Origin of the sequence: Mucilaginibacter sp. (genome assembly GCF_039925265.1) — a bacterium.
GTDB lineage: Bacteria > Bacteroidota > Bacteroidia > Sphingobacteriales > Sphingobacteriaceae > Mucilaginibacter.
In genome coordinates this window covers 16,246-29,106 of the sequence record NZ_JBDSZG010000050.1, presented here as the reverse complement: position 1 = coordinate 29,106, position 12,861 = coordinate 16,246, and the positions used below count along the sequence as shown (strand labels likewise).

General features: G+C 40.3%; 10 protein-coding genes and 1 pseudogene. 6 read left to right on the top strand and 5 right to left on the bottom strand.

Annotated elements, in window-relative coordinates; translation table 11 throughout:
* Positions 1-336: 336 nt before the first annotated feature.
* The 3 genes from ABIX36_RS22980 to ABIX36_RS22970 form a co-directional block, all read right to left on the bottom strand.
* Entirely contained in the window at positions 337-1,356 is a 1,020-nt protein-coding gene (locus ABIX36_RS22980; RefSeq protein WP_348084507.1) for a nucleotidyl transferase AbiEii/AbiGii toxin family protein, read from the bottom strand.
* A gap of 4 nt (positions 1,357-1,360) precedes the next feature.
* Complete coding sequence (locus ABIX36_RS22975) at positions 1,361-1,954, bottom strand: DUF6088 family protein (RefSeq protein WP_348084506.1); 594 nt, start codon at positions 1,952-1,954, stop codon at positions 1,361-1,363.
* Positions 1,955-2,384: 430 nt separating this feature from the next.
* Positions 2,385-3,260 (bottom strand): SDR family oxidoreductase, encoded by an 876-nt coding sequence (locus ABIX36_RS22970; RefSeq protein ID WP_348084505.1) that lies wholly within the window; start codon positions 3,258-3,260, stop codon positions 2,385-2,387.
* 113 nt (positions 3,261-3,373) lie between these two features.
* On the opposite strand from ABIX36_RS22970, the gene ABIX36_RS22965 reads away from it, so the two are divergent.
* Positions 3,374-3,700 (top strand): helix-turn-helix domain-containing protein, encoded by a 327-nt coding sequence (locus ABIX36_RS22965; protein WP_348084504.1) that lies wholly within the window; start codon positions 3,374-3,376, stop codon positions 3,698-3,700.
* A gap of 92 nt (positions 3,701-3,792) precedes the next feature.
* Here ABIX36_RS22965 and ABIX36_RS22960 read toward each other — a convergent pair whose 3' ends face one another.
* Positions 3,793-4,068, bottom strand: a complete 276-nt coding sequence (locus ABIX36_RS22960; protein WP_348084503.1) for a putative sensor domain DACNV-containing protein — start codon at positions 4,066-4,068, stop codon at positions 3,793-3,795.
* Between the two features lie 149 nt (positions 4,069-4,217).
* Between ABIX36_RS22960 and ABIX36_RS22955 the strand changes: the two genes are divergently transcribed.
* The 5 genes and pseudogenes from ABIX36_RS22955 to ABIX36_RS22935 all read left to right on the top strand — a co-directional run bounded on the left by ABIX36_RS22955 (position 4,218) and on the right by ABIX36_RS22935 (position 9,034).
* Positions 4,218-4,979: an aldo/keto reductase gene (locus ABIX36_RS22955; protein WP_348084579.1), complete on the top strand. Its 762-nt coding sequence runs from the start codon at positions 4,218-4,220 to the stop codon at positions 4,977-4,979.
* Positions 4,980-5,095: 116 nt separating this feature from the next.
* Positions 5,096-6,073: an aldo/keto reductase gene (locus ABIX36_RS22950; protein WP_348084502.1), complete on the top strand. Its 978-nt coding sequence runs from the start codon at positions 5,096-5,098 to the stop codon at positions 6,071-6,073.
* 14 nt (positions 6,074-6,087) lie between these two features.
* On the top strand, positions 6,088-6,825 hold the full coding sequence (locus ABIX36_RS22945) for an SDR family oxidoreductase (protein ID WP_348084501.1): 738 nt from the start codon (positions 6,088-6,090) through the stop codon (positions 6,823-6,825).
* Between the two features lie 20 nt (positions 6,826-6,845).
* Positions 6,846-7,760, top strand: coding sequence for an AraC family transcriptional regulator (locus ABIX36_RS22940; RefSeq protein ID WP_348084500.1), 915 nt, complete (start codon positions 6,846-6,848; stop codon positions 7,758-7,760).
* 141 nt (positions 7,761-7,901) lie between these two features.
* A pseudogene (locus tag ABIX36_RS22935) lies at positions 7,902-9,034 on the top strand (IS3 family transposase).
* Between the two features lie 534 nt (positions 9,035-9,568).
* Here the strand turns inward: ABIX36_RS22935 and ABIX36_RS22930 are convergent.
* Positions 9,569-12,832, bottom strand: coding sequence for a chemotaxis protein CheB (locus tag ABIX36_RS22930; protein ID WP_348084499.1), 3,264 nt, complete (start codon positions 12,830-12,832; stop codon positions 9,569-9,571).
* Positions 12,833-12,861: the final 29 nt, after the last annotated feature.

The following is a 12,861-nucleotide window of genomic DNA, read 5'->3' as shown; positions in this document are numbered from 1 at the left end:
ATAAAATAAAAAACCCTCTAAATCAGTGATTTAGAGGGTTTTCGGGGGTGGAGAATTTCCACTTGGGTGCGCCCACCTGGGCTACACTCTTATCTCTATTTCTAACTGATTTTCAATCGTTTACGAGGTTCACAAAAGGCTTGGTAGCCGCTTTGGGGTTTCACCTCTCTAACTTTAGTAAAAATACGGTTTTTGAGCTTTAAACGCAACTTTTTCAATTATGGTCCCTGGTTCGAGCCCTACTAGGCGCATTAAATTGTGTTTGACGCCAAATTAGTGGTACACCTTAAAATTATCTTATTTTAAGGTGATCAGTAAGTGGTAACATCTTTCGGTTTAGAAGTGTATTCCCCTGAACCTTCCCAGTAAATCTTTTATCCGATCAAATAATTGAACCGGCTCTAATGAGTCACCATAGATCATTTGCTCCCTCATTGTTTCATAGTCGCTTTGATATGCCGCCATCAGATCATCGGGTGGCGTAAAATCTATCGTTTGTGTCCCCAGGCTTGCGTAATCTAAGTCTTTCATCGTGTTATATTTTTCCCGATGCGATACGATGGTCAGGTACAGTTCTTTTGATTCCAGTGCCTTTTTACCGGTCGCGGTATCCATCATCCTTTCCAGATCATAGAAATGACGGGACATGCGACCAGTTCTGATCTTAGCGGGATCGGGCTTTTTAAACTCCTCATGTAAAAGAAAGGCCTTCTCTAAAAATGTTTTATGAGGTTCCACAGATTGCACCAGGAACGGTTCTTCAGCGTAGGCCTCATTAGGATATACCTCATTCAATATAGAATGAATGGCTACTTTGGAATAAGGTTCAAGTTTTGATCGGATACCCACCTCTATTTTTACCTCATCAGCGAGGTATGGATTCGGATCATACAAGGAGATGTATCTTACAAACAAAGTCTGAGGGTCTTTATCAGTCATCGTAGGCTCTACATCTTCCGGTATGATCGTCAAAGTACCTTCCGGAATACCAATTTTCTTGAATTGCTGCTCCAAAGCGTCTTTAAGCAGTGTGCTTGTAAACTTACAGCCCCGCTTTTTTAAGTTACCCAGGTAACCTCGACTTGGGTTATCAGCGTATTCCATGCCGACAACTTTGGGATCCAGCGCGATATCAATGTCTTCGGAAAAGCGCTCTATCAGCTTCCAGCACTTACTCAATGATGTACCCCCTTTGAATATAAGGGAATCGGCGTATTCCGTTGCAAATAATGCTTTTAGGGTCAGCGTTACCCACCAATCTTTTTCAATGGCCTTTGTGCCTATTCCGCTGGCCAGTGAAGCCTGGTCTATACTCGTTTTACGCTGGGCGTCCGTCAATTTTAACCAACCTATCATACACTTATATTAATTTGATCAAGTAATCATTTATTTTGCCTGTAGCTAATTTCAAATCTTCTTTGAGTATTTTAGGATCTTCCAGCAAAAGCAATTCTTTCAATCTTTTTTCCGTATTGGTGTCGATATTTTCAGCGCCTAACTCTCCAAGTGCTTGCACGATAAGGCTACTATATTTTCCCTGCATAGCCAGCTTTTTTTGAGTAGTCGCCTTGAACTTGATCGTTGTCTTCCCGATCTTGATCTCCTTGGAGGGGCCGTTGGTCAAATAAACCAACTTGGTTGGCACCTGCGTGGTTAAGCCCAGTTTATGTAAAGCATAGGCTCCGGCTGGTTTGATCTTTATTTTGTCCCTTTTTGCAATCGCATTTGCGATCTCCTCTGGCGCTGGAGAAATCTTCCCGAAAACCGGATCGGTTTTCGGAAGTAAATAAATTCCATGCCCTAAACGCTGTATAATACCTTCTTTGTTTAGCCTCGTTAATGCCATTTTTATGGCACCTTCAGTTCCGATGCCCCTAAAGTCTGTTGGAAAGATCAGATCACCTTTGCGTTTGTGTTTGATTTCCTGCTCAATTTGTAAGGATGCGCTGCTCATAGTTACCTATTTATAATATAAAGGTAACACTATTTTCTTTGATTTGTTACCTTTTTTTTAGGAAAAAGTAACAAATTATGATTGCCCTATATTGATTTTTTTAGCTAGTAAATAATTAATTAAGTAGATAAATGCCCTGTGGTTTATTATTAATATATTGATAGACAAGTAATTATGTCGGATAAAAATCAATGTTTGGTACCCTGTAGGACTACCTAAGAGTTAAAAATTTCTATTTAACTTAAAATCAATATAATATATAGACGGACACAAGCCCTACTAGGAGCATTCTCTTATTGGAAATCCTCTGTAAGTTAAAGAGCCGCATAAGCGAGAATTGAATTACCTGTCCGTCTGTAGTCAACTTTAACAAGAATTGTCTACGGTCAAATTTTCGAATCAACTTTTTCGACAATTCTTATTAATAGTTCTACTTAAATATTCCGTATACGGTCGTCAAATAGTTCTTTAAATTTACAGGACTTCTACCTATTAATTGTTTCACATCACTTTTACCAGTATCAAATTCACCGCCAGCAATAGCCCCACTGAACCGCGCAATGTACGCTGCATCATCTTTGGAAACGCCGTCCTGTATAAGCTGTTCCCGGTAAGATTGTTCGTTAGGCTGGTGATATATTAGGGCTTTTCCGGTGATGTCTGATATCATATTTGTAATCTCCGCGAACGAAAAGGCTGTTTCAGCAGCGATTGTATATTCCTTATTTTCATGACCCGGATCAATCAATACCACAGCATTCGCTTCAGCCATTTCTTTTATGGGCAAAAAAGGAGTCTTGCCGTCTTTGGCAGGAATGGAAATTCCATTATTCAAAATATCCTTTCCAATAAGAAAAGGAATCATATCTGCATACATGGTATTGTTCATTAAAGTATAGGCAATACCTGTTTGCTTCAAATAATCTCCCGTATAAGCATGATACCGTACCTCTTCACCCATGATACTTTGCCTCAGGTCAATTAAGTCAAAGCTCGTATAGATAACGTGGCCAACTCCCGCTTCCCTCGCGGCATCGATGGCATTTTTGTGCTGCTCAAAACGCTTGCTGATATCTGATGACGAAGACACCAGCAGCAATTTATCTGCACCCTTGAATGCACTTAATAAAGACTCATGATCCTGATAGTCGCCCAGTTTGATTTGCAGGCCTTTTGACCTTAATTCTGTCGACTTTGTTTCATCCCTTACCAACGCGATGATATGCTCCGGAGACACGCCCTTGGATAATAATGAATCAATTGTGGCTTTACCTAAATTTCCTGTTGCACCGGTTACTACGATCATATTTCTTGTTTTAAGATTAATTACTTTTGTGAGGTAAAGAAACATATATTGATCTTGAAAAATGATCAATCCTGTTGATAATAAAGCAAAAAGCGGTAACCTGAAAGTGACTAATGGGAATGGAATTAAATGATGACGACTGTCCGGTGACAGCAACCATAGCGCTTTTTGGAGGGCGATGGAAGCTGCCGATATTATATATACTCTCAAAAAACACCAGACGTTTTGGCGAGATCCAGGTAAGGATACCTACTATATCAAAAAAGGTATTAACTAACCAATTGAGGGAGCTTGAGGCTGATGGTCTGATCAGCAGGAAACAATATAAAGAGCTACCTCCGCGCGTAGAGTATAAACTTACTGATTTCGGAAAAACGCTTTGCCCTTTATTAATTGATATAGCTGCCTGGCAAAGAAAAAATATTGCAACCCTTAGCTAGGATAAATAGGCACACGTCCTCAACTTTGAAAGTATTTCCATTAATTACCCACTTAAAGGCTTCGACTCTCAAAAACATCAATACCTCAAACGTTAATTTAAAAAGCTTTGATAATGAATGGCCTGATTGATCATTCCCCAAATAAGGAGTTTGCCTTGCTGGTCGTAATAAACGGCCAGCGAAGTATTTGACGGATCAGAAGCTTTGGATAGTTTGACCAAAGACTTGATCGTCATTTCTAACGGCTTTTCAAATTTAATGCAGATCCATCGCTCTGCAACAATTTGCTTTGGTGGTTTTGGATCAGGGTTTTCCGGGTCGATCAGGGTAATGGTTATTTTGACCAGATCGCTTTCTTCGGTCCGCATACTGGTAAGAAAAGATATTCGAAAAGTTCTTCCAGTACGTTCAGCGGCGGCACAGACAGTGATAACTTGGTATGCTGAAGTTTCTCCAATACATGAAGTGCGATGTATTTTGGTTTAGCGTTCAACAATGCCATTGATCCAGTTTTAATATATGTTTTGGCACGTATTTGCTTCGAGATGGTTTTGAGTGCGAACAGGCTTTGCTAAATGCTTTAAATGTCGGTTACAAACTTATAGACACAGCTGCTGTATACAACAATGAGGAATCGGTGGGCAGAGCGATTAAAAAAAGTAATGTCAAAAGAGAAGAAATCTTTGTGACCACTAAATTTTTGCCAGCAGATATCGGATATGAAAAGACAAAGCTTGCCTTTGAGGGATCGTTAAAAAAATTAGGTCTTGACTATATTGATTTATACTTGATCCATCTTCCGCAGGGAGAAGTAAGTTCCTCCTGGACAGCAATGGAAGAATTATATAAAGAAGGTAAAGTAAGGGCGATAGGCGTAAGTAATTTTAATATGAATCAGATTCATAACTTACTTAAACAGCATAGTGTTATACCAGCAGTTAATCAAGTGGAAACACATCCATTTTCCCAAAAAACAGAAATGCAGAAAGCTTTGAAATCTCAAGGTATCCAGTTGGAGTCCTGGGCACCCTTTGCTCAGGGTAAAAACAATCTTTTTTTTCATTCACTTTTAAAAGTGCTTTCAAACAAATATAATAAGAGTATTGCCCAGTTGGTTCTAAGATGGTTAATTCAAAAAGAAGTCGTTGCTATTCCGAAATCAGCAAATAAGGAAAGGATCAATGAAAATTTCAATGTATTTGACTTTGAATTGTCTGTCGATGATATGGCAACTATCAAATCTTTAGACAAAGTCAGCGGACTAATTTATAGTGTTTAAGCAACGTTTGAAAATCTGACTACAACAATTACCAATCCGGCTACTTTTTATAGGACTGCAATCAAGAATTTTGTACTTGAAAAGTCACTCAGTTTAAAACAATTAAAAAGAGAATTATGCAAAAAAGAAAATTAGGAAATAGCGGATTAGAAGTTTCCGCGTTAGGCTTTGGCTGTATGGGTTTAAACTTTTTGGATGGCAAAGGTCTTGAAAAAAAAGATGCCATAACACTACTCCGTAACGCCGTTGAAATGGGTATCACATTTTTTGATACCGCGGAAGCCTACGGACCTTACACCAATGAAGAACTTGTTGGCGAAGGATTACAGCCTCATAGAAAAGAAGTTGTTATCGCAACAAAATTTGGTTGTAAAGATGCCCGGCCAATAACAGGTTTAGACAGCAGACCCGAAACGATCAGGGCAGTAACCGAAGCATCTTTAAAAAGATTAAAAACAGATTACATTGATCTGCTTTATCAGCACAGAGTTGACCCCAATATTCCAATAGAAGATGTTGCAGGAACAGTAAAAGACCTGATACAAGAGGGTAAAGTAAAATATTTCGGTTTATCGGAAGCAAGTGCAAAAACTATTCGCAAGGCACATTTGATCCAACCGGTATCGGCATTACAAAGTGAATATTCTTTGTTTTGGCGTGAACCCGAAAATGAGATCATACCAACATTAGAAGAGCTTGGAATTGGTTTTGTTCCGTTTAGTCCTTTAGGAAAAGGCTTCCTCACGGGTACAATCAATTCAAAATTAGCGGATATCGACCGCAGAAATGTCATTCCTCGTTTCAGCGAAGAAAACATCAAAGCCAATCTGGTATTAGTGGACGCACTTTCTGAAATTGCTAAAAAAAAGAATGTTACGACCGGACAATTAGCATTGGCCTGGATCTTAACTCAAAAGTCCTTTATAGCACCAATACCAGGAACTACAAAATTGCATCGTTTGGAGGAAAATATTGCCAGTACAAATGTGGTACTGACAGCCGATGAGCTTGCAAAAATTGATACAACAGTAAGTGGAATTACGCTTTTGGGTAACCGCTATCCCGAAGTTTTAGAAAAACAAATAGACAAATAAAAAACTAAACAACAATGCAAAATATTAAAGGAAAAGTAGTTGCCGTAACAGGTGCAAGTATTGGAATGGGTAAAGCCATCGCCATAGAATTAGCAAAAAACGGTGCAAAGGTTGTTTTGGGTGCAAGGCGAACAGAACAATTACAACAAATTGTTGAAGAAATTAAAAGCACAGGTGGTAAAGCCACCTGTGTTCAAATTGATGTAAAGAACAAAGCGGATTTAGTACGGCTGGTCAATACCGCGATTGAGCAATACGGAAAATTAGATGTCGTTGTCAACAACGCAGGTGTCAGTCAATTAAGCCGCGTTGACGAATTGGATATTGACGGATGGGAAGAAATGATCGACATTAACCTCAAAGGGGTTCTGTATGGGATGGCAGCGGCAATTCCGGTTTTCAAACAACAGCAATCGGGACATATCGTTAATATCATTTCAACGGCAGGAATAAAGATTGCACCCATGCAGGGCGTTTATGCAGGAACCAAAAATGCCATTCGCACGATTGCAGAAGCATTTCGTCAGGAGTCAGACGGAAACATACGCATTACGGGCATTTCGCCAGGATTTGTGAAAACAGATTTTGCAAACAACCTAAAAAATGAAGAAATGAAAACAGCTATACAAAATGGAATGGAACAAATTGCCATAGATCCTATTGCTATCGCCAATGCCGTAATTTATGCAATTAGCCAACCAAGCGATGTAGAGATTGGGGACATCGTTATTCGTCCGTCAAAACAAAATTGATTAAATTCGTAATTAAAAAAATGGAACAACAATCTAACATAAAGCATATTAAAAGCATATCGCAATTGATGCGGGAATTAGAACTTCCTGCACCTTTGCATCCATTGGTTGGGTTGGTTGATTACAATAATGCTTCGATCGAAAAGTTTCCAAAAGGACAAAAAATAAGTCTTGATTTTTATAAGATTTCCTTTAAGCCTACATTCAAGGGACAAATAAAATACGGACAAGGACATTACGATTTCGAAGAAGGCGGATTAGCATTTTTGAAGCCTAAACAAATCGTTTTTTCACCAGAAGATATAGAAAACTATGAAGGCTTTGCTTTATATTTTCATGCTGACTTTATACGAAATTATCCATTAGGACATACCATAAATCAGTATGGCTTTTTCTCTTACGATGTTTCAGAAGCTTTATTTCTCTCGGCAAAAGAAAAAGAGATTATAGCCAATTTATTTGTGACGATAGTCAATGAATTAGCCAATAATATTGACAGTTTCAGCCAAAATGTTCTGGTGTCGCAAATTGAATTGTTATTGAATTACAGCGATCGTTTTTACAATAGGCAATTTATTACGAGAAAAGCCATCAATCACGACATCATCACTTCTTTGGATAAACTTTTAAACAGCTATTTTGAAGATGAAAACAGTCTGAAAAGCGGTTTGCCGTCCGTAAAATATATCAGCACAGAATTACAGCTATCGCAACGCTATCTGAGTGACATGTTGCGTTCATTGACAGGGCTAAATACACAACAATACATTCAGAACGCAATCATAGAAAAAGCCAAAGAAAAATTATCAACTACAAATTTATCCGTTTCAGAAATTGCTTATGAGTTGGGCTTTGAACATTCACAGTCCTTCAACAAACTTTTCAAGACAAAGACCAATGTTTCGCCTTTGGAGTTCAGACACTCGTTTAATTAAAGATGGGGCAGATAGCGAATGAATAAAAACAACTTGCCACTAACATTGGTCTGACAATATGATCGCGGAATTGCTTCTGTAACCCCTCCTAAAAGTCGGACTGCTTAAAGGACGAAAAGTCTTAACTTTAACAGTCAAACGATGAAGAACTCAATTATTACCGAAGCACAGATTGTCAAGGCCATCAAAGAATACGAAGGAGGCCGTGAGCTTAATGATGTATGCCGTGAACTGGGCGTTCACAAATCCACTTTTTATAACTGGCGTAAAAAGTATGCCGGCATGGACAGCCAGGAGCTGAAACGGCTGAAAGAACTGGAGGAAGAGAACCGCAAACTAAAGCATATGTACGCGGAACTGGCCTTAGATCACAGTCTTTTAAAAGACGTGCTCTCAAAAAAGTTCTAAAGCCCTGCCAGCGCAAAGACATGGTTACTTATCTTTTGGAGTTCCACCAGGTAAGTATCAGCAGGGCTTGCCGGGTAGTAAAACTGCCCAAATCCATGTATTACTATAAGAATGTGCGGGATGATTCAGAGACGATCGACAAGTTACTTGAGTTATCTGAACGCCATCCCACCGAGGGCCAGGATCTGTATTATAGCAGAATTCGGCAACAGGGCTTGCGATGGAACTATAAGCGTGTAAGGCGAGTTTACCTGTTATTGGGCATGAATCGCCGCAGAAAGGTCCGCAGACGCGTGCCTGCACGCGTTAAAGTGCCATTAGTCGTACCTGAAAAGGCTGGAGATACCTGGTCTATGGACTTCATGTGTGATGTGCTGATGAACAAAAGAAGATTCAGAACACTGAATATCATTGATGATTTTAACCGGGAAGCTATTGTTGTAGAAGCATCTTATACGATGCCTGCCATGCGGGTAACGCAGATTCTGGAGCGAACCATTCATGAACAAGGTAGGCCAAGCTGCATAAGGGTAGATAATGGCCCTGAGTTTATCAGTAAGGAGTTCAAGGATTGGTGTGAAAGCAAGGGTATAAAAGTTCAGTACACACAGCCGGGCAAGCCTATGCAAAACGGCTATATCGAACGGTTCAATAGAACCTTCCGGGAAAACATACTGGATGCTTACTTATTTGAAGACATCAATCAGGTACAGGTTTTAGCCGATGAATGGATGGAAGATTACAATTATAGCAGGCCGCATGAAGCATTGGGAGGTATAACGCCAGACCTGTATAAGCGGCTAAACTGTGGAGATACCAGAAACTCTGCCGAGTTTCCAACATCTCCACAGTTACAACAACAATAATTATACTTTTGAATTAAATAAGTCTATAAAATACCAGTCCGAACTTAGGGAGGGTTACACTTCTATGAAACATTTGTTCAAGATTTAGCATTTTAAAAAGGAGTTTTGGTAGCATTCTAAATGTAAGTTACTAATCCATTTTTTTTGACAAACCGGCGATTAAAGCTAAATCAGATAGGAAATGGTTCGAGAAACGCCCAGTTAGGTCCATAAAATCGCGTTTAATGCCAAATTCAGGTTGCACCTTAAAATTATCTTATTTTAAGGTGATCTATAAGTGGCAACATGTTTCAGATTAAATGTGGGTTCCCCTGAACCGTTCCAGTAATTCTTTTATTCGATCAAATAATTGAACGGGATCTAATGAGTCACCGTAGATCATTTGCTCCCTCATGGTTGCATAGTCGCTTTGATATGCCGCCATTAGATCATCGGGTGGCATAAAATCTATCAACAATGTAGATTGCCGTTCGTTTGGTAAAATTACCGCTAACGGTTTCGGGCTCGTCTAAGTGGGGGAAATAGTATACCCAATTACATTTTAAAATAAATTCGGAATGCGCATCCGTTGCCCGCGTCACATTCCACTTCGATCTTACCACCCGACGCATTGACGATTTTCCGGATGAGGTACAGGCCAATGCCGGTTCCTTCCATAGCTTCATTGACCCGTTTATATTTTTTAAAGATATGGTTGACCTCTTCTTTTGTAATACCGATTCCGTTATCCCTTATCTTCAGTACGATAAACCCATCCTTTTTTTCGGTTTTGATGCTGATCTCTGGTATGCGGTCGGGAGAACTAAACTTAAGTGCATTCGTGACGAGGTTAAGTATCACACTTCTCAGATTTTTTTTTGCGAACCGAACCTCTTTTTCTTTGAACGTGGTATGAAAAATGGCTTTTGAAGTCTTTATCTTTTCAGACAGTATTTCTTGGATCTCTTCAAAAATCGCCGGAAAGTTTTCCATCTTGTCGTCTGTTTCTTCCGATTCGATATGTCCGACTCTGGCCAGATCACTGATGATGGCTTTAAAATTGGTTACCGCTTTATTCATCATGCCGGACAATTCCATAACCTCTGGATCTTTGGTATCCAGCTTGGCATTAAGGATCTCCAACAGCATTTCGATATTCACGATCGGCGCGTTTAGGTCATGTGATGCGCCGAAAACAAAGTTATTCAGGTCGGCATTGATTCTCAACAGGCTTTTATTGCTGCTATCCAAACTGACGTTACTGATGTCCAATCTTTTATTGCTGATATCCAGTTCCCCGAGCAGCGTTTTCAGTTCAGTAATGTCATAAAAACTAATGATCGCTCCATCAGCCTTTTTACTGTTTTTCTTAAGGTAAGGCATTGTCATCACCTGGTAGATCTTACCATCGGTGGCTTCCGCTTCCCGAGTAATGGAAATTTCTTCATGAATGACTTTTTGAATATCATTGATCAGGGTTTCAAACTTGATATTCGTCGTGATGTTGCTGAGTGGGCGGCCAATATCGCCCTCGCGGATATTGATATGTTTGACCGCTCCGGGCGAATATCTTTTCAGCAGCAGGCTCCGGTCAACAAACAATTGGCCGTTGGTATTGCTTCGGAAATAATTGTTCAGATCGTCGTTCAGGTCCGTTAACTCGTCAATAGTCTGCTGGTGATCCTTATTAACTGTTTGTAATTCCTCATTCACCGATTGCAACTCTTCGTTCGTACTTTGCATCTCTTCGTTAGCTGACTGCATTTCTTCGTTGGCTGACTGCAGCTCTTCATTAAAGGATGACATGTTTTCATTGGAAGAAGCAATACGTTCATAAGCCACACCCAACGTTTGTTTTAGCTCGGCAACCTCTTGTTCCAGGCTGATCACATGATCCCTGGTCACCTCATTAATATCTTCCACATGGATCACATTTTTATCCGTAATTTTTGTCTGCTTTTCGGTAAACAAAACCAGCAGCAATCTTTCTTCTGTTTCGTTTAAGTAAAAGGGACTGAGTACAATATTGACCAAGCCGTTCTTCACTTTACCTGAAGCTTCCAGATCAAGCCCATCGAGTACGACTCTTTCGTTCAGCTTCAGAGCCTTGTGCGCGGCGGCTTTAAATGCGGTAGAAATACGTTCCGGTAACAGATCGTTCAGGTTATGGTTAAAGTTGATATTTTTTAAATAAGCGCTTGTATTACCAAATGATTGAACCACCAATAAGTTTTCATCGGTACAAACTCCGTTAAAGTCCGATTCCCTTAATAGCGCCGAATTGATCTGGCCGGCAAGCTCGGATTTTGATACTGGTACGTGATGTTTTTTGCTTACTTCCACCGTTGTGGTCTTCATGTCACCGATAACATGGGACGAAAACGTGTCGAACCGGATGGCTTTGCCTGTTTTGTTGCTTTTCAGGATATTCCATTTACCGCTGATCTCGTTAAAACCATCTTTGATGACCGAGGCACTTTCACTCGGTCCCAAAAAAAGATAACCACCTTCTTTTAATCCGAAATGCAGCAAGGCAAACACCTTTTGCTGCAAAGCGGTATTGAGATAGATTAGCAGATTACGGCAGCTAATAAGGTCTATATTACAATAAGGTGGGTTTTTCGTCAGGTCATGTTGGGCGAAGATCAGCATTTTTCGAATCTCGTGCTTGATTTTATAGGCTGTGCCTTCCTTTGTAAAAAACTGTTGTAATCTTTCCTTTGACACCGTCTTGGTAATACTATCCGTATAGACTCCCTTAGAAGCGGTATCCAGCGCCGCTTTGCTAATATCGGAAGCGAAGATCTTAATTTCGATGTCTTTTGGATGCTTACTTAAATACTCTTTGATCAGAATCGCCATGGAATAAGCTTCCTCTCCAGTAGCGCAACCAGCGACCCATATTTTCAAAACTTCCGTTTTGTTCTTTTTGATAATATCTGGAATAACGGTCTCTTCGATGATCTTAAATGCTTCCGGGTCGCGGAAAAAGGAGGTCACACTGATCAGGAAATCATTAGCCAGGAATGTGATCTCAGTAGGATTGCCCTTTAAAAACTGATAGTACTTGTCCACCTTGTTCAAGTTGTGGTTCACCATCCTTCTTTTTATCCGCCGGATAATTGTCGGACGCTTATAGTCGGTAAAGTCCAACGGAAGCTGGACTTTGATCAGGTCAAATATCTTTTCAAGTTCCTCTTCGCTGATCTGGTCCGAAGGCTGATCGGTTAACAATTCCAGAATCCCATCCTTAACATAATCCTCAATGATCTGGGGCATCGCCTCGGGCGAAAGTACCCTATCGGCACACTCCGTCGCTATTGCGGCCAATGGCATACCGCTAAAACTCGCGGTGTCAGGATCTTGTACCAAAACGATCCCACCCGCATGTTTGATCGCCTCGATCCCTTTAGAACCATCATCGCCGGTACCGGATAAAATGACTCCAATGGCCTTGTTGCCTCGTTCCTTAGCAAGCGACGTGAAAAAATAGTCGATGGTCATGTGCGGGCGCGGCTGATCTTTTTTGTCCGAAAGGATCAATCTGTCTTTTTTAACGACCATGAATTTAGAACTGGGGATCAGGTAAACGGTATTGGCTTTGATATCCACATTTTCGACGGCCTCAACCACCTGCAGTTTACTATGTTGAGCCAGGATCTGCACCATCTGACTTTTGAAATCAGCAGAAAGATGTTGGATCAGGATATAAGATACGGAGTCGAGCGGTGTGTAATCAAAAAAGGCGGAGATTGCTTCCAAACCACCGGCAGATGCGCCGATAGCTATAATGTATTGTTGATCGACAATTTTAGCCATGGCTGATGAGGTTTATGGTGATACAACTC